Raw genomic sequence first — 20617 nt, 5'->3', positions numbered from 1 at the left:
GGCGATTTCCCGATGACCGAATCCGGTCTGCCGACCAGTGAACACCTCGAGCATCTGGACCCGGACACCATCGCCGACCTGATCGAGAACCTGCTACCCGCGCCCGAGGCGCATCGCGCTCGTGAGCACGTGAAGGCCTGCCCGGACTGTCAGCAGACGTACGACGCGCTGCTGCAGCTGACCGAGGACCTGGCCGACGAGGGCCGCGCCGACATCCCGATGCCGACCCACGTGGCCGACCACCTGGACTCGGTGATCGTCTCCGAGTCCGTACTCCGCGCCTCCACGGTCGGCGTCCACTCGCTGGTCCAGTTGCGGGAGGAGCCTCGCCGGCACCTGCCGAAGCTGGTCCTCGCCGCGGCCGGCGTGCTGGTGGTCGCCGCGGTCGGGGTCGGCGTGGTGATCACCACCGCGAACCACAGCAACGACGGTGCGGCCGGGATCAACCCGACCGTGCCGATCGACTCGGTCCCGACCCTGGGCACCGACCAGGTCGGTCCGAACGTGCAGCGCTGGCTCGAGAACGCCAACGGCCCGCTGCTGCACGCCGGCCCGGCGGAGGTCGAGTGCGCCCGGAAGTTCGCCGCCGACCGCTCCAACCCCGACGTCCGGCTGGTCCAGCAGGCCATCGTCGACGGCAAACGGGCAACGGTGATCGGGCTGCAGGGCGGTTCGCAGCGCGACATCCAGATCTCCGTGGTCACCGGTTGTAGCGGCTCGGGCGACGTCGGAGCGCCGTTCTTCGAGACCTCGGTAACGTTGCGCAACCGCTGACCTGCCCCGGCGGGCCGATTGGTGGGTCATCCCGCTCATGGGTACCGTGGGAATGGTCGGCCTCTCGGATCCGTTGAGTACGACGTACCATCCCGTCTCGACGACCCCGAGGAACGCCTGAATGAGCGAGGCAGCAGTCCGCAACGTCATCATCATCGGTTCGGGCCCGGCCGGTTACACGGCCGCGGTCTACGCCGCGCGCGCCCAGCTGGCGCCGCTCGTCTTCGAAGGCTCCGTCACGGCCGGTGGCGCGTTGATGACCACCACCGAGGTGGAGAACTACCCGGGCTTCTCCGAGGGCATCATGGGCCCGGCGCTGATGGACGAGATGCGCACCCAGGCCGAGCGCTTCGGCGCCGAGCTGATCGCCGACGACATCACCGCCGTCGACCTGACCGGTGAGATCAAGTCCGTCACCGACTCGGCCGGCACCGTGCACCACGCCAAGAGCGTCATCCTGGCGATGGGCTCGGGCTACCGCAAGCTCGGCCTGCCCGACGAGGACCGGCTGTCCGGCCACGGAGTCTCGTGGTGTGCGACCTGTGACGGGTTCTTCTTCCGTCAGCACGAGATCGCCGTGATCGGCGGCGGCGACACCGCGATCGAGGAAGCCACCTTCCTGACCCGGTTCGCCGACAAGGTCACCATCGTGCACCGCCGCGACGAGCTGCGCGCCTCCAAGATCATGGCCGAGCGCGCCTTCGCCAACGACAAGATCGAGTTCGCCTGGAACTCCGAGGTCGCTGAGATCAAGGGCGACGAGAAGCTGTCCGGCATCGTGCTGCGCGACACCGTCACCGGCGAGACCCGCGACATCGCGGTCACCGGCCTGTTCATCGCGATCGGTCACGACCCGCGCTCGGAGCTGGTCAAGGGCCAGGTGCACCTGGACGAGGACGGCTACGTGCTGGTCCAGCCCGACAGCACCCGGACCAACCTGCCCGGCGTCTTCGCCGCCGGCGACCTGGTCGACCACACCTACCGCCAAGCCATCACGGCGGCCGGCACCGGCTGTTCCGCAGCCCTGGACGCCGAGCGCTTCCTGGCCACTCTGGAGTTCGAGGCGACTGCCGCGGCGGCTGAGGCCACCGAGCCGATCAGCGTCTGACTCCGAACCACCGCACACCACTTCGAGCACCAACCCCAGAAGGAGAGATCGCCGTGGGCGACAAGATGAACGCAGTGACGGACGCCGAGTTCGACCAGACCGTCCTGAAGAGCGACAAGCCGGTGCTGGTGGACTTCTGGGCCGAGTGGTGCGGACCGTGCCGTCAGGTCTCCCCGATCCTGGAGGAGCTGGCCGGCGACCACGGCGACAAGCTCACCTTCCTGAAGATGAACGTCGACGAGAACCCGGTCACCCCGAGCAACTACCGGGTGATCTCTATCCCTACCATCAACGTCTACGTGAACGGCGAACTCGCCAAGTCCATCGTGGGGGCGAAGCCGAAGGCTGCGCTGCTGAAGGAACTGGCTGCCTTCACTCAGTAGACGCAGTACCGGCTGAGATACTGCTTTTTTCGGCGGTCCCGCAAGGGACCGCCTTCCGCCGCACGGCAGCAAGGAGCATTGATGGCAGCCTCCCAGGGCATCTACCGAATCGGCGACAGCGGCGAAGCCGTGGCCGAGATCATCGGGAAGCTCCAGCGGCTAGGGCTGCTGGAACAGGGCGATCACTACGTCTACGACGACGCGACCGCCCGTGCCGTGCGAGGGTTCCAGCAGCAACGTGGGCTGATGATCGACGGCATCGTCGGCCCGATGACGTACCGGGCGATCGACGACGCGCGCTGGCGGCTGGGCGACCGGCTGCTGACGTTCGTCGTCTCGCACCCGCTCACCGGTGACGACGTCCAGGCGCTGCAGGCGAAGCTGCAGGAGCTGGGCTTCGCGGTCGCCCGGGTGGACGGCATCTTCGGACCGGACACCCAGCGCGCGGTGACCGAATTCCAGCGCAACATGGGCCTGCCGGCCGACGGCACCTGTGGCCCCTCGACCTTCAAGGCCCTGCAGCGGATCCGCCCGATGGCGACCGGCGGCCGGCCTGACGCGCTGCGTGCGTCCGAGGCGGTTCGCGCCGCTGGACCGCGGCTCTCGGGCAAGACCGTCGTGATCGATCCCGGCCACGGTGGTTTCGACTACGGCTGGGAGGGCTTCGGACTGCGCGAGTCCGACGTGGCCTACGACCTGGCCTCCCGGATCGAGGGCCGGCTGGGCGCCACCGGAGTACGGGCTTATCTCTCCCGGGGCCGCGACCAGGGGCCGGATGAGCTGGCCCGCGCCGCCTTCGCCAACGAGACCGACGCGAACCTCTGCGTCTCGCTGCACACCGACGGGTCGATGAACCCCGAGGCGCAGGGCATCGCGACGTACTACTACGGCTCCGACCTGCACGGCGCCTCGTCCAGCGTAGGCGAGCAGTTCGCCGGCCTGGTGCAGCGAGAGATCGTCGCCCGCACCGACCTGCTGAACTGCCGCACCCACCAGAAGACCTGGGACCTGCTGCGCCGTACCAAGATGCCCGCGGTCCGGTTGGAGATCGGCTACGTGACGAACCCGCACGACTCGTCCCGGCTGGCCGACCCGGCCTTCCGCGACGTGATCGCCGAGTCCATCGTGGTCGCGATCCAGCGCGTGTACCTGCCGCCGGAGCAGGACGCCGCCACCGGCATGCTGCGCTTCGGCCAGCTCACTGTCTGACCTCAGCCAACTCCTCCCGTACTACGTCCCCCGGCTCGTCGCGCTCCAGAGCGACGGCCGGGAGCACCCGATCGAGCCACCCCGGCAACCACCAGGCACGGTCACCCAGCAGGCGTAGCACGGCCGGGACGATCACGCAGCGGATCAGCAACGCGTCGAGCAGCACCGCGACCGCGAGGCCGAGACCGAACTGCTTCAGCATCCGGTCCGGGCTGAGCAGGAACGCGCCGAACACGACGATCATGATGGCGGCCGCGGCAGTGATCACACTGCCGGTATTGGCCAACCCCTCCCGCACGGCCTCTCGCGCATCGCCGGTGCGCCGCCACTCCTCGTGGATCCGGGAGATCAGGAACACCTCGTAGTCCATCGAGAGCCCGAACACGATCGCGAAGATCATCACCGGCACGAACGCCTCGATCGGCCCTTGCTGCGCGCCGAACCAGCCCTGCTGGAAGACGAGGGTGATCACCCCGAGCGAGGCGCCGATGCTGAGCAGGTTGAGCAGCGCGGCCTTGAGCGGGATCAGCACCGAGCGGAAGACGGCCATCAGCAGCAGCGCCGACAAGCCGACCACGATCAGGACGAAGATCGGCAGCCGCTTGCTCACTGCCCCAGCGAAATCGTCAGCAGCCGCGGTCGATCCACCTACCAGGTACGTCGCCTGCGTCTGGCCGGCCAGCTGCGGCAACGTCTCGTCCCGAAGCCGCTGCACCAGCTCGCTGGTTGCCACGTCCTGGGGCGCCGACTTGGGGAACACCAGAACTGTGGCGACCTTGCCATCGGCGAGCAGTTGCGGTGGCGTCACCGCGGCGATGCCCGGATCCGTTGCCAGCTTGGCGTTCAGCGCCTGTGCTGCCTCCGGCGATCCCTTCGCGACCACGATGAGCGGACCGTTGAAGCCCGGGCCGAATCCGTTCGCCAGCAGGTCGTAAGCCTTGCGGCTGGTCTTGGCCGGCGCATCCGTACCGGCGTCCGCGAATCCGAGGCGGAGATCCAGTGCCGGCAGGCAAAGCGCCACCAGGGCAAGGGTTCCGAGGACGAGCGGTGCCCAGGGGCGACGCTGGACCATGGTCGCGAGCTTGCGCCAGCCGTCGCCGGGGTGACGACGCGACTTCGCCGCGTGCTTGCGAACACTGCGCTCGATCCGCCGGCCGAACAACGTGAGCAGCGCGGGCAGCAGACTCACGGCCGCGAGCATCGTCATCAGCACGGTGACCGTCACTCCGAGCGCGACACCTTGCAGCGAGCCGAGACCGAGGAACAGCAACCCAAGCAGGGCAATCACGACAGTGCAGCCTGCGAAGAGGACAGACCGGCCGGCAGTGTCGAGCGCTATCCGTGCTGCTGTCGGCCGATCGGCGCCCTTGAGCAGCTCGCTGCGGTAGCGAGAGAAGATCAGCAGCGCGTAGTCGATGCCGACGCCGAGACCCACCAGCATCATCACCGGTGCGGTGTAGTCGGGGATGGTGAAGAGATGCGAGGCCAGTACCAGCAGGCCGAGCGTGCTGCCGACAGCGAAGACCGCGGTCAGCAGCGGCAGGCTCGCGGCGAGCAGCGATCCGAAGAGGAAGACCAGGATCACCAATGCAGCAAGGATTCCTGCGCCCTCGGACGCACCGCCCGCGCTCTCCTGCGCACTGCGAACCAGATCGCCGCCGAGCTCCACCTGCAGCCCGTCGCCGGCGATCCCCTGCGCCTTGTCGATGATCGCCCGCACGTCCTCGGCCGGCATCTCCGCCGCGGCCACGTCGAGATCCACCGTCGCGTACGCCGTGGTGCCATTAGTCGACAAAGAGCTTTTCGCGAACGGGTCGGCGACCGTGTCGACATGCGGTAACTGCCCGACCTCGGCCAGCATGCCGGCGATCCGGGACTTCGACGCGGCCAGACCGTCCTCGTCGTACAGCACGATCTGGACCGAGTCGGTCGCGCCCTGCGGCTGGTGCTCGCGGAAGGTGTCGACCACCCGCTGCGAGTCCGTCCCAGGGAGTGAGTTGTCGTTCTTGTAGGCGTTGCCCACCAGTGTCGATCCCGCGGTCACCGCAATCAGTGCCACCAGCCACAGGGCCACGGCCAGCCCGGCCCGCCGCATCGCCCACCCCACCACCCGATGCAACATCACTCCGCCTCTCTACATGTAGCGTCTCTACATGTCGCCTTCCGACACTAACACCGCTATGGGTAGACTGCCTACATGAAGGCGGATGCGCTCCGGGGACACCTGGACCCGATGATCCTGGCCGTGGTCGAGGCCGAGCCGCTGCACGGTTACGCGATCATGGAAGCCCTGATGGAGCGCAGCGGCGGCGCCGTGGACCTGCCGACGGGGACGCTCTACCCAGCGCTCAGACGCCTGGAGAGAGCCGGCTACCTGGCCAGCGAGTGGAGCACAGTGGGCGGCCGCAAGCGGCGTACGTACCAGTTGACCTCGGCAGGGCAGAAGATGCTGGCCACCGGGGTCTCCGAGTGGGACGCTTTCCGCGCGGTCGTCGAAGGCGTACTGCGACCTAAGCCAGGCGCAAGCAGCGGTGAGCTGAGCGGCTGACCAGCAGCAGCGGCGCAATCACGAAGCCGCTGACCACGAGCAATCCCTGGAGTCCCGTGCCTTCGGTCGTCGTGCTGGCCGTTGCCAGCAGCAGTGCGATGCCGCTCACGGCCGCGCAACTCGTCAGGGCGAACCGCGCGATCACCTTGGTGGCTCGGTCACGGACCGCCGGATAGCGCAGGCCGACCCCGCTCGCGATCAGCGCCAGGACGCTGCCTGCGATGGACAGCATTCCAACCACCTTCACCAGGTCGTTCAGAATACTGACCACCTGGTTGCCGGAGTCGGCGTGCTGGGTCCAGGTCCAGGCGCCTTCCAGCCAGACGATCGGCTGAGCCAGCAGGACGAGCACCAGCAGTACCGCAGTACGGCGTCCTTGGGAGATCCCCAGCTCGGCCCGGTACCCCGGTGCGATCTCCGCCAGCTCGCCGAAGTCCTCGACTGCTCGCTCGGCAGCTTGCCGTGGGCTGAGTCCATCGGCCTCGAAGGCCTCGGTCGCGTCGACGAGGCTGTCGCGAGCCTCGGCCAGCAGGTCGGCCTTGCGGCGCCTCGGGCCTTGCAGCGCGCGACTCAACCCAGCGAGATAGAGCTCGACCGGGTCGCTGACGACAGTTGCGTGGCTGGGCACGGGATCAAGTATGGGGAAGATTCAGTGGAATCACGTCCGGGTCTCCACTGAGCGACCCCTGGTTCGCCGGCTGACGAAGTACAGGCCGAGGTAGGAGATCACCAGCAGGCCGAAGCCGATCTGCTCGGCCAGCCAGGTGTAGCCCTCCGGGTAGACGGTGCCGTCGACGTAGTGCTGGATGTAGCCGCCTTCGTACGGCTGCTCGCCGCCCTCGCGCCGCCAGTGCTTCTCGAGCGACGTCACCGGGCAGTCGAAGTCGAGGATCACGATGGCCAGGTTCCAGATCGCGACGAAGAGGTGGGCCCAGATCACCCGCCGCCACTTCCAGGCCAGGAAGCCGCCGATCACGAAGAAGATCAGCATGGCGCCGTGGAAGATCATCACGAGGTCGGCGAGCACGCGATAGACCATCTACTGCTCCGCCTGACTGGTCAGAGTGTCGCGAACCGCGGCCGGCACCGGGCGGGCAGGCTCGGGGCGGATCGCGCCCATCAGGCGTTCGACCGCGGCCTCCATCTCGCTGCGCCAGGTGATGGTGGAGCGAAGGTCGAGCCGGAGCCTCGGGTGCCTAGGATGCTCCCGGATGACGCCGAAGCCGACCGCCTGCAGGAAGTCGGTCGGCCAGACACATCCCGGCCCGTCCCAGCGGGAGTCGCCGAACGCCTCGACTGCGCGGAAGCCACGCTTGAGTACGTCCTTGGCGACTGCCTGGACGAGGATCTTGCCGAGCCCCATCCCGAGGTACCGCGGCAGAATCCGCCCGGTCGCCAGTACTACGGCATCCGGGCTGACCGGAGCGGTCGGGAAGGCCTGGGTCCTGGGCAGGTACGACGCTGGGGCGTAGAGCACGTAGCCGGCCGGGACCTCATCGACGTACAGGACTACTCCGCCGGTCCCCCAGTCGAGCAGCAACTGGGACAGCCAGGCTTCCTTCTCCAGCTGGGTGTCACCGGTGCGGCTCGCTTGCTGCGACGCGACCGGGTCGAGCTCCCAGAAGACACACGTTCGGCAGGGCAGCGGCAGCTCGTCCAGATTGGCGAGCGTGAGCGGTTCCAGCCGGCGCGCCATCAGAGCATCCGCGGGCTACCGGGCCGCCGGCGCCGGCGTCCGGGCGTCGGGGGTTTCGGCCGCCTCGGGGGCGACATAGCGCTGCTGGATCTTGGCCGCGGGCTGCTGTCTGAACAGCTCGCCCGCAAACCCGGCGAGGACGCCGAAGAGTAGTCCGCCGAGCATCCATCCGACCGTCTTGCCCACGCTCATCCCATCCTGCCTTCCGCCGCGCACCAGGCCGTGCTCCGGTCCGGTGGCCATCTCAGCCACCAGTCGGCACCATGGTCGAACCTGGCCCTATAAGGCATGGTAGTGAGAGGTTGCTCCGATCGGCAGTCCGGGCGCGCGAACACGCTCGGCTACTTCGGCGTAGCCTGGTGCCTTCCCCGGCATGCCCCTCGTCGCCCGTTCTTGGAGCCGCTTCGTGAGTGCTGACCTGCCCGATGTCCGGCAGACCCGTCTCGACAACTACGTCGATCGGTACGCAGCACGGACCAAGGGCATGACCGCGTCGGAGATTCGAGCCCTCTTCGCGGTGGCCAGCCGCCCGGAAGTGGTCTCGCTCGCGGGGGGAATGCCCAATATCGGTGGGCTTCCGCTCGACGTGGTCGGCAGCGCGGTCCGCGATCTGGTGATCGACAACGGCGCGGTCGCGATGCAGTACGGCTCCGGCCAGGGCGATCCGACCCTGCGCGACCAGATCTGCGACGTGATGCGGCTGGAGGGGATCGACGCCCATCCGGACGACGTCGTAGTGACGGTAGGTAGCCAGCAGGCGGTCGATCTGGTCACCCGGGTGTTCTGCGATCCAGGCGATGTGGTGATCTGCGAGGCCCCGTCGTACGTCGGTGCGCTCGGGGTTTTCCGGGCTTACCAGTGTGAGGTCGTTCACGTTGCGATGGACGACGACGGTGTGGTGCCGGAGGCGCTGGAGCAGGCGATCGCCTCGGTCCGGGCGGCCGGCAAGAAGATCAAGTTCTTCTACACGATCCCCAACTTCCACAACCCGGCCGGTGTCTCGCTGTCCGACGAGCGGCGCCGGCGGGTGCTGGAGATCTGTCAGCGCGCTGATCTGCTGATCCTCGAGGACAATCCCTATGGGTTGCTCGGGTTCGACGGTGACCCGCAGCGGGCGTTGCGGGCGGACGATCGCGAGGGTGTCATTTACCTCGGGTCGTTCTCCAAGACCTTCGCGCCCGGCTTCCGGGTCGGCTGGGCGGTCGCGCCGCACGCAGTACGGGAGAAACTCGTGCTGGCGCAGGAGTCGGCGACCCTGTGTCCACCGGTGTTCAGCCAGCTCGCCATTTCGTCGTACCTGACCCGGCACGACTGGCTCGGCCAGGTGAAGCAGTTCCGGGAGATGTACCGCGAGCGCCGCGACGCGTTGCTGGCGGCGCTCACCGAGAAGATGCCTGCAGCAACGACATGGACCAGACCTGGTGGTGGGTTCTATGTCTGGCTGACCCTGCCCGAGGGCCTCGACGCGAAGGCGATGCTGCCGCGCGCGGTCACCGCCCGGGTCGCCTATGTACCCGGCACCGCTTTCTTCTCGGACGGTTTCGGCTCGCAGTGCATGCGGTTGTCCTACTGTCACCCGACGCCCGAGCGGATCACCGAAGGGGTTGCCCGGCTGGCCGGTGTGATCAACGAGGAGCTCGAGCTGCGGCAGACCTTCGGTCCGCTCAAACCGGGTGCCGGCAGCGACTACGACGCACCTGGCCCCGAGCTCAGTTAATGCTTGTTTTACAGGGCACTGGATAGATCGGCCCAGAAGTAGCGGTACCGTTCAAATGGGCCTCGGGACCGGCGCCCGCCGGAGTCGCCCACTAGTGATCGGGAAGTTTCTATGAGTGATCTGGGTCGAGTGCTGGTACTGGCCGGTGGACTGTCGCACGAGCGGGACGTGTCGCTGCGCTCCGGTCGCCGGGTCGCCGATGCCTTGCGCAGTGTCGCTGTCGAGGTGGAGCAACGCGACGTCGACGCCAGCCTGGTCGAGCGGCTGCGCGACGACCCGCCGGACGCGGTCTTCCCGGTCCTGCACGGCGTCACCGGCGAGGACGGCGCACTCCGCCAGGTCCTCGACCTGTACGGCGTGCCGTACGTCGGCGCCGATGCGGCTGCCTGCCGGACGGCCTTCGACAAGCCGGTGGCCGCGACGATGGTCGGAGCGGCCGGGCTGCACACGCCGCCATCCGTCGTACTGGGGCACGACACCTTCCGCGAACTGGGCGCCGCTTCGTTGATGGAGGCCATCATCGGCCAGATCGGGCTGCCCTTGGTGGTGAAGCCTGCTCGTGGTGGATCGGCTCTGGGCTGCTCGATCGTTCGCTCTGCCGGCGAGCTGCCGACTGCGATGGTGAACTGCTACGCGTATGGAGCGGTCGCGTTGATCGAGCGGTACGTCGATGGCATCGAGGTCGCCGTGACGGTGGTGGACACGGGTGACGGGCCCTGGGCGCTGCCGGCTGTGGAGATCCAGCCCGACTCGGGGTTCTACGACTATGAGGCTCGGTACACGGCGGGGGCGACGCAGTTCGTCGTACCGGCTCGGTTGGATGCGGCCGTCGCAGTTGCGTGTGCTGAGGCTGCTGTAACTGCGCATCGGGCGTTGGGGCTGCGGGACTTGTCGCGCTCGGATCTGGTTGTGGACGCTGACGGGGTGCCGTGGTTCCTTGAGGTGAACGTGGCTCCGGGGATGACTGAGACGTCGTTGGTACCGCTGGCTGCTGAGGCTGCTGGGATCGAGCTGGGTGTGCTGTGCCGCGATCTGCTGGCCGCGGCTGCTGCTCGTTGAGGTTCTGATGCCTGTCGCTTCTCCTGTGGCTGCCGACCCGGTGCCGCCTGCGGTGCCGCTGTGGCGGACTGTGTTGACTCCTCGCTGGACTGGGCTGCTTGTGCTTGCCCTGGCGATCGCTGCGACGATGTCGATGCTTGGGGTCTGGCAGCTGGACGTCTATCAGTCGAAGACGGCGGCCGCGACGGCGAAGCGGGCTGAGGGTGCGCCGATTCCGCTGCAGTCGTTGTTCTCGATCGACGATGGGTTGCCGTCGAAGGCGGTCGGGCGGAAGGTCACTGTCGACGGAACCTGGGGGCCGGCGGCGGATCAGCTGTTCATCACGGACCGGCGGTTCGGGGATCGTGATGGGTTTTGGGTGGTTACCCCGCTGCTGTTGAACGCCACTGCGTCTGGCTCCGACAGCTCGGCCGGTGCCGCGGATGGCTCGGCGGGTGCGGTGATGGTGATCCGCGGCTGGGTGCCGACTGTGTCCGACCCAGCGGCAACTCCACCCACCGGCCAGGTCTCGTTGGCCGGCGCAGTCGCTCAGTCCGAAGCTCAGGACGCCTCTGGCGACGCTGCCAAGGGCCGTACCCTCCAGTCGCTGCGGATCCCCACCATCGTGCACCTGGTGAACTACCGCATATACGACGCCTTCGTCGTACTCTCCTCGATCGACAAGTCATCCACCACCCCCACCTCGGCCCCCGCGATCGTCCCGGCGCCGACACCGCCGACCGATCACGCCGGCCTGCGCAACGTCGCCTACGCGTTCCAATGGTGGATCTTCGCCGCCTTCACGCTCTGGATGTGGGCCCGGATGGTCCTCGACGCCCACCGCGGCGACGACTCCGACGACCCCGACCAGCCGGACGGCGAGCTGGAGCCAAGCGGTACCGTTTCAGCGTGACCTCCCCCGTAGAACCCGCCGCCACCATCTCCCCTGCGGTGAAGAGCGCCCTGACCCGGTACCGCGTGATCGCCTACATCGTCGGCGTGATGCTGTTGATCCTGCTGTTCGTCGCGATGCCGCTGAAGTACCTCGGCGACAACCCGGCAGCCATGAACGTGGTCGGCCCACTGCACGGCTTCCTCTATGTCGTCTACCTGCTCGGCGCCTTCGACCTGGCCCGCCGCGTCCGCTGGAGCCTCCCCAGGCTGGTCCTGGTCGCCCTGGCCGGCACCATCCCGTTCCTCTCGTTCTACGCCGAGCGCAAGGTCAGCCACGAGCTCGACCCCTCGTAACTCTCGTAATTGCAGTGCCGGTGATGCCCCTGCTGCTCTAGCTTCGGCAGCATGACCCTCGAACACATCACCGAAGCGAACCGCGCCAGCTGGAACCAGATCGCCGCGGTCCGCCACGGCCGACCTGCCGAATTCTTCAAGGCAGGCGGCCTCGCCCTCGAAGACCTGGAGTTGACCCTCGCCGGCGACGTCACCGGCAAACGCGTCCTCCACCTAGCCTGCTCCTGCGGCGACGAAGTCCTCTCCTGGGCCAACCGAGGCGCCACCGCGATCGGCGCCGACATCTCCGACGTCGCGATCACCATGGCCCAGCAAAAGGCGGCCGCCGCCGGCATCACCGCCGACTTCCGCCGCGCCAACATGTTCGACCTCCCCCCAGACCTCGTAGACCTAGACCTCATCTACCTGAGCTGGGGCGCCATCTGCTGGGCCCCCGACCTGACCCGCCTGGCCACCGTGATCGCCACCCGCCTACGCCCCGGCGGCGCAGTCCTCCTCGCAGACCACCACCCCCTCTGGGAAGTGCTGGCCGTCCGCGCCCCTAACCACCTCGCAGTAGCCGGCGACTACTTCGGCCGCGCCACCTCCCGCACCGACACCGACAACACCAAACGCCCCATCGGTGCCCGGGACACCCCCACACCTCCCCCGTTCCAAGCTTTCGTCTGGCCAGTGAGCGACGTCATCATGTCCTTCCTCCAAGCCGGCCTGACCCTGACCTCCTTCACCGAACACCCCGCCCCCGACAGCTACCCCGCGCTTGGCCCGGCTGCCTCCCACCTCCCCGCGTACTACGTCATCAAGGCCACCAAATCCTGATGTTTCACATGAAACATTGCGGCCGATACGTCGCTAAAGCGCCATGTCGACAAATCCCGCCCGCGGCTCTTCGGAGGCCACCGAGACTGGGTTCGCCCAGATTCCCCGCTCTGACACCACCAAAACCGAGCTGACGACGTGCGCCGAAGATCCGACCTGACCACCACCCGCAACACGACCGCCTCCTGAACACCGACAGCGGGCACGGTCACCTCCCCCAATCCGCCCCTAACCCAGCTCCCTCAAGAGCCCTCCCAGCCAAATTCCCGCACCACCCTTGCGACGCTGCCCACGCCAACCGCCCGGAGAATCGCTCCCACAGAACCAACCCGCCGCTTCCCACCCGACCTCCGAAGCTTCATGCCCGTGTTGACAACCAACGCCCTTGAGAACCAACACCCCTCGCCCATCCGGTGCCGCCCTGTCGGTGGGCTCGTCCGAACCCAGCCACTCGCACTAGTCTGCGTAGTCATCTCAACGCCGATGCCGCCAGGACTTGCCAGCACGTCCGCATCGCCGAACAATCCACTCGGCTCGATCCGGCTCAGGCCGGACACAACTTGCCAACGCCGTACGCCGGCCACCGCGCCGCGGTCTTCAGCCCGATGCCAATTCAATGGCCAACTGCATGAGACGCTAGCGCGATGCCGCCGGCCGGTACCGAGCACCACAATCCGCCTCGCTCATTCGACGCGGACACCGCGCCAGCTATCTGAGCACCAGCTCCGGCACTCCACCCGCGCAATCGGCAACCTAGGCTCCGGCACCTACGGAGCTCATGCGCTGACACCAGCTTCGTCCTGCGTTGCGTGCCTAGCTCAGCCGCAAGCCGACGCCTCTGCTGTCATGCGTTCTGACACGGCATTCTGCCGATTGCTCGCCGGCGGTAGCCGACCATCGATCAAGAAGGACTTGCTGCGGCCAATACAGATCCGGCCGCATAGGCACCGGGCGCAGCCGCCGACTCCGCCGCACTGCGTCGTACGGCGACGGCGCCTGTACTGCGTGCCGCATCCAGCACAATCACCCTGCATCCGAACGCCAGGCACTTCACGCTTGGCTCCATCTTGAGCGCCGCCTTAGCGCAATCTCGCGCCTAGCCTGATTCCGATCTCGATCGCGAAGCGCCACGGATCTCGAATACGCGCGGCAGGACGGTCATGTGCCGGCATTCGCAGAGATCTCCGGCAGAAGGGTTGGCTTGTACTCTTCCCCGGTTCGCCCGTCGCCTCGGGTCGCACTCTGTGCCGGCTTCAAACTCAGGCCCCGAGCGATCCGACGCCCGTACCGCGCACTCGCCTGAGTCGCTTATGAGGTACCGACATCGAGGCGGTTCGTACCGGTGTCTGAGTCGATCGCGTACTCCGAGCCCGCGCCCGTGCTGAAGCAACTGGCGGCCCATAGATCAGGCAGACACGGCCTCCGACTGACCGCGGCCACACTCCAGCCCGGCACCTACTTCCACTCTCAAAGCTATCCCGGTCGTACACCGACAAGGCAGGCGTCCACCGAGCTGTTCGAGTTCGCCTGGTGCCGGATCGAGGGCCAAACCGGCGAGGCTGTGAACGCACGATTCGGCCGAGCCGCGGAGGACCGTCAGCGCTCCTGCCTCGCACCCTCTCAAGTGGTGGATCTTCGAGGGGCACGATCCACGCTGGCGGTCCCGTGCTGGGCGCTCGTGGCACCGCGCTGATTTCACCAGCGGTTCGGTCCGGCCATCACCTGGTCGACCAGGTCGTTGGTCGGTGTTCAGCGGCGCCGCGGGGGCCGAAGTCGGTAGCAGCGTCACGGCGGCCGCGACCTCGCAGTACCGATTGATCCATGGGTGCGCCGACCTCCAAGGCCAGACGCGGTTCTGCACTGACCCTCAAAGCAGACGGGAGATGACAAGCGCCCTGCCCCATCAGAAGACATGGGGCAGGGCGCTGTCTAGAGCCGTGTGGCGGCTAGGACTGTTGTTTGTTTGGGTCCATCAGGCTGACGATTCGCTCCAGGTCATCGATGGTGGCGAACTCGACGCTGATGCGGCCCTTCGTCTTACCCAGCTCGACCTTCACCCGGGTCTCGAAGCGATCCGACAAGCGGTCAGCCAAGTCGACCAGCCGCGGGGCGACCGGCTTCTTGCGTCGGCGCGCGGGAGTGGGATCGTCGGCGTCCATGTCGCCCATGGAGACGATCTCTTCGACCGTGCGAACAGACATTCCTTCGGCGACGATCCGCTGGGCCAGGCGCTCGATGGCGTCTCCGCTAGGGAGGCCGAGGAGGGCTCGGGCGTGGCCGGCGGAGAGGACGCCGGCGGCTACGCGGCGCTGGACCGAGGCCGGCAACTTCAGGAGGCGGAGGGTGTTGGAGATCTGGGGGCGGGAGCGGCCGATGCGGTTGGCCAGGACTTCCTGGGTGCAGCCGAAGTCGTCGAGCATCTGCTGGTACGCGGCGGCTTCTTCGAGCGGGTTCAGCTGGCTGCGGTGCAGGTTCTCGAGGAGGGCGTCGCGGAGCAGGTTGTCGTCGGCGGTGTCGCGGACGATGGCCGGGATGGTGGTGAGGCCGGCCTGCTGGGTGGCACGCCAGCGGCGCTCTCCCATCACCAGTTCGTACGTCGTGTCCGTCAGGCGACGGACCACGATCGGCTGCAGGAGGCCGATCTCCTTGACCGAGTGCACGAGCTCCGCCATCGCGTCTTCGTCGAAGACGCTGCGGGGCTGCTTCGGGTTCGGGGTGATCTTGTCGACGTCGATCTCGGCGAACTCGGCGCCGGGTACGGCGGCCAGTTCGGGGCCGGCCGGTTCCGGCGGAGCCCCTGGAATCGACTTCGACTTCGTCCCCAGGCTGTTGCTAGCTCCAGGAGCAGGCGTGCTGGGGATCAGCGCACCGAGTCCGCGTCCGAGTCGGGTGTTCATCGCCGCTCCCTCGAGTTCAAGTGCTTCGGATCGATCTGTTTCATCGACAGCAACTGCGCCACGGTAGCTGGTCCCCCGTTTCACGTGGAACGTCGCCCCTGGCCTTTCGTGTTTCACGTGGAACGCGGCCGGTCGGGCTCGGGTGTTTCACGTGGAACGGACCACCGGTAAAGCAAACGGCCCGCCGACACCAGGGTGCCGACGAGCCGTCGAATTGTTCAGCTCAGGAAGGAGTGTTGCGCATCGCGATCTCGCGCGACGCCTCCAGGTAGGACAGCGCACCGGCCGACGCCGGGTCGTAGGCGAGCACGGTCTGGCCGTGGCTCGGGGCCTCCGAGATGCGGACCGAGCGCGGCACCGCGGTACGCAGTACGGAGTCCTGGAAGTGGTTCCGTACTTCGGTAGCGACCTCACCGGCCAGCTTGGTGCGGGCGTCGTACATGGTGAGGAGAATTGTCGATACATCGAGAGTTGGATTCAGGTGCGACTTCACCATGTCGATGTGGCGCAGCAGCTGGGACAGACCCTCGAGGGCGTAGTACTCGCTCTGGATCGGGACCAGTACTTCGCGGGCCGCGGTCAGCGCGTTGACGGTCAGCAGGCCGAGCGACGGCGGGCAGTCGATGAAGACGTAGTCGTACCGTTCGCCGGCGGCCTCGGTCTCGGCCAGGTGCGCGTCGAGCGCCTTCTTCAGCCGGCTCTCCCGGGCCACAATGCTGACCAGCTCGATCTCGGCGCCGGCCAGGTCGATGGTGGCCGGGACAACCACGATGCCGGGGTGCTCCGCACAGGGGTACACCAGCTTGCTCAGCGGCTCTCCCTCGATGACCGCCTCGTAGACACCTGGGGTGCCTTCCGAGTGCTCGATCCCGAGGGCCGTCGACGCGTTGCCCTGGGGGTCGAGGTCGATCACCAGGATGCGAGCGCCGTACAGGGCGAGGCCCGCGGCGACGTTGACCGTGGTGGTGGTCTTGCCGACGCCACCCTTTTGGTTGGCGACCACGAAGACCCGGGTCTCTGCGGGCAGCGGGAACTCGCGGCCCATCGTGCGTCCTTCATTCACCAGCAGGGTCCGTTCGGTGGCGGCGGCGATCGGAGTTTCGAGAAGGCGTCGCTGAAGCTCGTCCGAGGTGGCCCGCGCGGCGATCTGTGCGGCAGTCATAGCGCCCATTCCGATAGATGCGGTACTTGGCCCGAAGAGGATGTCGGTCGGGGTCAGAGGCTTACCCCCAACTTTATCCACAGGTCGCTGTGGATGAATTCCCGCCTGGGGAGGGGTCTCCAGGGGGTGGTCATCCACAGGTGGGGGTGATTCGGGGAACTCTTCCTCAGGCTCGATCGGGGCGGCTGGGGCGGCCGCTTCCGGCTCTGCGGTTTCACGTGAAACAGGTTCGTCAGGGGTGGCGGCCGGGTCGGCTCCCAGGCCGATCGATGCAGCGGCGCGGAGGGCGGACGGCTCCTCAGCGAGCTCCACTGCGGGGCTCTCGCCGACAGAAATCGCAGACCCGGCTGAATCAACGCTGCTCTCAGGGCGAACCGGAGGGCTGAACACCGGAGCAGGCGCTGGGCTGTGGGCCAGCGCGGCGCTCTCGATGCCGCTGACAGAAGCCGGAGCCTCGGTTGTCTCGGCATCAGGCGCTACCGCGGTCGTGCTGATAACAGCCGGAGCGTCGGTCGTCGCGCTAGCGGCGGGAGCCGCGGTCGCGTCGAGAGCAACCGGCGTCTCGGTCGTGCTGGTGGCAGCCGGCTCCTCAGCCGCATCCGCGATGTCCGGAGCTACCTGGAGGGTGGCCGCGGGTTGCTCGACCGGCCAGCCGATTCCTTGTGACACCAGCGGTTCACCGGTGCTTTTCTCAGGCCATCCGAGCGCACGACTCACCAACCCGATCACCTCTCGCGTCTCCTGTGCTGGGATCCCCGCGCAGCACGTCCGGCCACAATACTCACGACAGTCGTCGGCTGGGCCAGTTCATCGACACCGAGTTGATGTACGTGCCATTCCTCGGCCCCAAGAGCCTCGAGTTCCTCTTCGGAGGCAGCGAGTTCCTCCTCCGCGGTGGCACCCTTCATCGCCAGCATCAGGCCGCCCTCGACCGTCAGCGGCAGGCACCAGCCGGCCAGCTTGCCGAGCGGCGCGACCGCGCGAGAAGCGACCACGTCGTACGGCGCCTTGCCACCCGGCGCAGACCGTCGACCAGGAATCAGGTCCTCAGCACGAGCGCGAACCACCTCGGCGTTCGTGCAACCGAGCAGCTCCACCGCCTCGTCCAGAAACGTGGTGCGTCGGAGCAACGGCTCGACGAGCGCCACCTGGAGATCCGGCCGAACGATGGCGAGCACGATCCCCGGGAGCCCGGCTCCGGTGCCGATATCGGCGACCGAGGACTCCTCGGGGATCAAACGCTCCAGCACCGCGCAATTCAGCAGGTGCCGGTCCCACAGTCGCGGGACCTCGCGCGGGCCGATCAGCCCGCGCAGTGTTCCTTCGGTGGCCAGCAAGTCGGCGAACGCCGCAAGCCGCTCCGCCGCTCCTGGATAAAGCTTCTCCACGAGCGGCGGGGTTTCACGTGAAACGTCGTCCGTCACGAGCGGGCCACGGCGATCATGCGGGCTGAACGACGACCCGGCGACGCGGCTCCTCGCCTTCGGACTCGCTGGTCAGACCAGCCGCGGCGACGACGTCGTGGACGACCTTGCGCTCGAACGGCGTCATCGGCGCGAGCTTCACCGCGGCGCCGGAGGCCTTGACCTCGTCCACCGCCTTGCGCCCGACCTCTTCCAGCTCGGCCTTCCGGTTCGCCCGGTAGCCCGACACGTCCAGCATCAACCGCGACCGCTCACCGGTCTCCCGGTAGACGGCCAGCCGGGTCAGCTCCTGCAGCGCCTCGAGCACCTTGCCGTTCTCGCCGACCAGGTTGCTCAGGTCGGCTCCAACGATCGACACCGCGGCCCGGTCGCCATCGATGTCCATGTCGATGTCGCCGTCGAGATCGGCGATGTCCAGCAGCTCTTCCAGGTAGTCGGCCGCGATGTCGCTCTCGGCCTCCAGGGCCTTCAGCCGGTCACCCGGCTGGCCTGCGGGCGCGGACTTCTCCGTCGTCTCGGTGTCCTGCTTGCCGTCGCTCACGGCCACTCCTTCACGTTGTGAGGTCCGCCCCACGGGGACCAGGTCGTACACAGCAGAGAAAATCTTGGGGCCGGTCGCCCGGCCGTTCCGACGCCGAGCGTCAGGAGCGACCGGAGGAGCCGCCGCCGGGCTTCTTCTGCGCGGCCTTCTTCTGTGCGGCCTGGCGAGCGGCCCGCGACTTCGCGGCCGGCTGGCGCTTCGCGTTCGAGCCCTGCCCCGAGGTCTGCTTGGCAGCGGCGGCCTTCTTGGCCGGCTGCCCGTTGCTCGACGCCTTCGGGGTCTCCTGCACCGCAGGAGTGTCCTGTACTACGGACTCCCCGGCCGCCGGAGCGACCGTCTTCCGCGTACTCCGCGACTGCCGCTTCGGCTGCTGCCGGTTGGCCGGACGACGGTCGGTCGCGACCGAGCCCTCCTCCTGGCCGGCGATGCCCTCGTCGGCCGGACGGCCGGCGCGCAGGTTGTGCTCGCGCTTACGAGCCTCCAGAGCGTCGAAGGCAGGCGTGCCCGGGGCCGGGTTGCGGCGAATCACGTAGAACTGCTGCCCCATCGTCCACACGTTGGAGACGAACCAGTAGATCAGCACACCGATCGGGAAGTTGAAGCCACCGATCAGGAAGAACACCGGGAAGACGTAGAGCATGATCTTCTGCATCTGCGCCGCCTGGCCCTCGAGGGCCTCCTTCGGCATGTTCTTGCGCATCAGCTGGAGCTGGGTGATGAACATCGTGGCGGTCATCATGATGATCAGCACGATCGCGACGATCTTGACGTTGGTCTCGCCGTCGCCGTTCGCCTTCAGGAAGGTCTGCGAGATCTCCGCGCCGAAGATCTTCGCGTGCTGCAGCGAGGAGACGTGCTCGTCCATGATGCTGCTGTGCGTCTTGCCCTTCGACGCGTAGTCCAGCACCCGGAACAGGGCCAGGAAGATCGGCGACTGGAGCAGCAGCGGCAGGCACGAGGAGAACGGGTTGGTGCCCGTGTCCTTGTACAGCTTCATCATTTCCTGACCGAGCTTCTCCCGGTCGTGGCCGTACTTCTTCTGCAGCTCCTTCATCTTGGGCTGCAGCAGCTGCATGTTCCGGCTGGAGCGGATCTGGCGCACGAACAGCGGGATCAGCAGGGTCCGGATGACGATGGTCAGGCCGGCGATGGACAGCGCCCAGGCCCAGCCGCTGTCCGGGTCGAACACCTGCGACAGCAGCCAGTGCCACCCCACCAGCAGCGCCGAGACCGCCCAGTACAGCGGTGTCATGACGGCGTTGAAAACGTCTACGATCCCGTCCCACAAAGCGAGCTGGGGGATGGCCAGATCAATCACTCAAGCACCTCGCTGCACAGGCCCGGCGTCCGCTGACGGCCCGGGCTGATTGGCGGAGACGACGTCTCCGCACTGGTCGACATCTGTGGGTGGAACGGGGTCGTAGCCGCCGGGGTTCCACGGGTGGCAGCGGGCGAGTCTCCTCGCCGCCAGCCAGCTACCGCGCACCGCGCCGTGGCGTTCGACCGCTTCCAGGGCGTAAGCAGAACAGCTGGGGTAGAACCGGCAGACCTGCCCGTACATCGGGCTGACGAACTTCCGGTACACCTTCAGAAAACCGATGATCCCGTACTTGACGGGCGCGATCTTCATCGCCCATCACTGGTCGGGACCGTGCTCAGGGGTGCCGTGCCCGCGGGAGCGGCCTTGACCGGCTCCGGCAGCACCCGGCGCAGCGCGCCGAGAACGTCGGCCACCAGTTCGTCGTACGACGAAGTGGCCGACGGGGGCAGTGCCCGTACGACGGTGAGGCTGCCGGCCGGCAGGCCGGAGAGCTGCGTCGCCATCACGGCGCGCAGACGGCGGTGGACGCGGTTCCGCAGAACCGCATTGCCCACCGCCTTGTTCACCACGAATCCGACACGAGCGGGCTCGGCCGCAGAGCCGGGCCCCGGCAACAGATGGACCACCAGGGCACGCCGACCAGCCCGCCGTCCGGTCCGGACAGCGCGGCGGAATTCGTCGGACCGGCGGAGCCGGTTCGACGCGGGTAACACGAGGTGGTCACCGTCGCCA

General features: G+C 67.5%; 22 protein-coding genes. 10 read left to right on the top strand and 12 right to left on the bottom strand.

From position 1 onward, the window contains the following. Positions 1-12: 12 nt before the first annotated feature. The 4 genes from AB0P21_RS32480 (at position 13) to AB0P21_RS32465 (ending at position 3474) form a co-directional block, all read left to right on the top strand. Complete coding sequence (locus AB0P21_RS32480) at positions 13-774, top strand: hypothetical protein (protein ID WP_363701604.1); 762 nt, start codon at positions 13-15, stop codon at positions 772-774. 121 nt (positions 775-895) lie between these two features. Beyond that, positions 896-1882 (top strand): thioredoxin-disulfide reductase, encoded by a 987-nt coding sequence (gene trxB, locus AB0P21_RS32475; protein ID WP_363701602.1) that lies wholly within the window; start codon positions 896-898, stop codon positions 1880-1882. Positions 1883-1947: 65 nt separating this feature from the next. Beyond that, positions 1948-2265, top strand: a complete 318-nt coding sequence (gene trxA / locus AB0P21_RS32470; protein WP_363702325.1) for a thioredoxin — start codon at positions 1948-1950, stop codon at positions 2263-2265. A gap of 81 nt (positions 2266-2346) precedes the next feature. Next, a complete protein-coding gene (locus AB0P21_RS32465) occupies positions 2347-3474 on the top strand; it encodes an N-acetylmuramoyl-L-alanine amidase (protein ID WP_363701600.1) in 1128 nt (375 codons plus the stop codon). Here the strand turns inward: AB0P21_RS32465 and AB0P21_RS32460 are convergent. Beyond that, positions 3464-5596, bottom strand: coding sequence for an MMPL family transporter (locus AB0P21_RS32460; RefSeq protein ID WP_363701598.1), 2133 nt, complete (start codon positions 5594-5596; stop codon positions 3464-3466). The two genes, AB0P21_RS32465 and AB0P21_RS32460, sit on opposite strands and share 11 nt — an antisense overlap. Positions 5597-5671: 75 nt before the next feature. On the opposite strand from AB0P21_RS32460, the gene AB0P21_RS32455 reads away from it, so the two are divergent. After that, positions 5672-6022, top strand: a complete 351-nt coding sequence (locus AB0P21_RS32455) for a helix-turn-helix transcriptional regulator (RefSeq protein ID WP_363701596.1) — start codon at positions 5672-5674, stop codon at positions 6020-6022. Here AB0P21_RS32455 and AB0P21_RS32450 read toward each other — a convergent pair. Genes AB0P21_RS32450 through AB0P21_RS32435 form a run of 4 tightly spaced genes read right to left on the bottom strand, consistent with a single transcriptional unit; the run spans position 5985 to position 7970 of the window. Continuing rightward, positions 5985-6650, bottom strand: coding sequence for a permease prefix domain 1-containing protein (locus tag AB0P21_RS32450; RefSeq protein WP_363701594.1), 666 nt, complete (start codon positions 6648-6650; stop codon positions 5985-5987). The two genes, AB0P21_RS32455 and AB0P21_RS32450, sit on opposite strands and share 38 nt — an antisense overlap. 30 nt (positions 6651-6680) lie before the next feature. Then, complete coding sequence (locus tag AB0P21_RS32445) at positions 6681-7061, bottom strand: DUF2784 domain-containing protein (RefSeq protein WP_363701592.1); 381 nt, start codon at positions 7059-7061, stop codon at positions 6681-6683. Then, on the bottom strand, positions 7062-7718 hold the full coding sequence (locus AB0P21_RS32440; RefSeq protein ID WP_363701590.1) for a GNAT family N-acetyltransferase: 657 nt from the start codon (positions 7716-7718) through the stop codon (positions 7062-7064). It abuts the gene before it with no gap. 15 nt (positions 7719-7733) lie between these two features. Continuing rightward, positions 7734-7970, bottom strand: a complete 237-nt coding sequence (locus tag AB0P21_RS32435; protein ID WP_363701588.1) for a hypothetical protein — start codon at positions 7968-7970, stop codon at positions 7734-7736. Between the two features lie 154 nt (positions 7971-8124). On the opposite strand from AB0P21_RS32435, the gene AB0P21_RS32430 reads away from it, so the two are divergent. The 5 genes from AB0P21_RS32430 to AB0P21_RS32410 all read left to right on the top strand — a co-directional run bounded on the left by AB0P21_RS32430 (position 8125) and on the right by AB0P21_RS32410 (position 12540). Then, positions 8125-9435: a PLP-dependent aminotransferase family protein gene (locus tag AB0P21_RS32430; protein ID WP_363701586.1), complete on the top strand. Its 1311-nt coding sequence runs from the start codon at positions 8125-8127 to the stop codon at positions 9433-9435. Positions 9436-9546: 111 nt separating this feature from the next. Beyond that, positions 9547-10494, top strand: coding sequence for a D-alanine--D-alanine ligase (locus AB0P21_RS32425; RefSeq protein WP_363701584.1), 948 nt, complete (start codon positions 9547-9549; stop codon positions 10492-10494). 7 nt (positions 10495-10501) lie between these two features. Further along, positions 10502-11386: an SURF1 family protein gene (locus tag AB0P21_RS32420; RefSeq protein WP_363701582.1), complete on the top strand. Its 885-nt coding sequence runs from the start codon at positions 10502-10504 to the stop codon at positions 11384-11386. Beyond that, positions 11383-11721 carry a DUF3817 domain-containing protein gene (locus AB0P21_RS32415; protein ID WP_363701580.1) on the top strand — a complete coding sequence of 113 codons (339 nt, stop codon included), beginning with the start codon at positions 11383-11385 and terminating at the stop codon, positions 11719-11721. Before AB0P21_RS32420 ends, AB0P21_RS32415 begins: the two co-directional genes overlap by 4 nt. 51 nt (positions 11722-11772) lie before the next feature. After that, positions 11773-12540, top strand: a complete 768-nt coding sequence (locus tag AB0P21_RS32410; protein WP_363701578.1) for a class I SAM-dependent methyltransferase — start codon at positions 11773-11775, stop codon at positions 12538-12540. Between the two features lie 1946 nt (positions 12541-14486). Here the strand turns inward: AB0P21_RS32410 and AB0P21_RS32405 are convergent. The 7 genes from AB0P21_RS32405 to rnpA all read right to left on the bottom strand — a co-directional run bounded on the left by AB0P21_RS32405 (position 14487) and on the right by rnpA (position 20598). Beyond that, positions 14487-15437 (bottom strand): ParB/RepB/Spo0J family partition protein, encoded by a 951-nt coding sequence (locus AB0P21_RS32405; protein ID WP_363701576.1) that lies wholly within the window; start codon positions 15435-15437, stop codon positions 14487-14489. A gap of 223 nt (positions 15438-15660) precedes the next feature. Continuing rightward, positions 15661-16599 (bottom strand): AAA family ATPase, encoded by a 939-nt coding sequence (locus AB0P21_RS32400; RefSeq protein ID WP_363701574.1) that lies wholly within the window; start codon positions 16597-16599, stop codon positions 15661-15663. A gap of 725 nt (positions 16600-17324) precedes the next feature. Beyond that, positions 17325-17987 carry a 16S rRNA (guanine(527)-N(7))-methyltransferase RsmG gene (gene rsmG, locus AB0P21_RS32395; protein WP_363701572.1) on the bottom strand — a complete coding sequence of 221 codons (663 nt, stop codon included), beginning with the start codon at positions 17985-17987 and terminating at the stop codon, positions 17325-17327. Positions 17988-18039: 52 nt separating this feature from the next. Further along, positions 18040-18495 (bottom strand): R3H domain-containing nucleic acid-binding protein, encoded by a 456-nt coding sequence (locus AB0P21_RS32390; RefSeq protein ID WP_363702323.1) that lies wholly within the window; start codon positions 18493-18495, stop codon positions 18040-18042. A 169-nt stretch (positions 18496-18664) separates the two neighbouring features. Further along, positions 18665-19882, bottom strand: a complete 1218-nt coding sequence (gene yidC / locus AB0P21_RS32385) for a membrane protein insertase YidC (protein ID WP_363701570.1) — start codon at positions 19880-19882, stop codon at positions 18665-18667. Continuing rightward, positions 19883-20194, bottom strand: a complete 312-nt coding sequence (gene yidD / locus AB0P21_RS32380) for a membrane protein insertion efficiency factor YidD (RefSeq protein ID WP_363701565.1) — start codon at positions 20192-20194, stop codon at positions 19883-19885. Then, positions 20191-20598 (bottom strand): ribonuclease P protein component, encoded by a 408-nt coding sequence (rnpA, locus tag AB0P21_RS32375; protein ID WP_363701563.1) that lies wholly within the window; start codon positions 20596-20598, stop codon positions 20191-20193. Before rnpA ends, yidD begins: the two co-directional genes overlap by 4 nt. Positions 20599-20617: the final 19 nt, after the last annotated feature.

The sequence above is a fragment of the Kribbella sp. NPDC056861 genome, assembly GCF_040687575.1.
Taxonomy (GTDB): domain Bacteria; phylum Actinomycetota; class Actinomycetes; order Propionibacteriales; family Kribbellaceae; genus Kribbella.
Note: the sequence above shows the minus strand (reverse complement) of the source record. Positions and strands in the feature narration are given on the sequence as shown.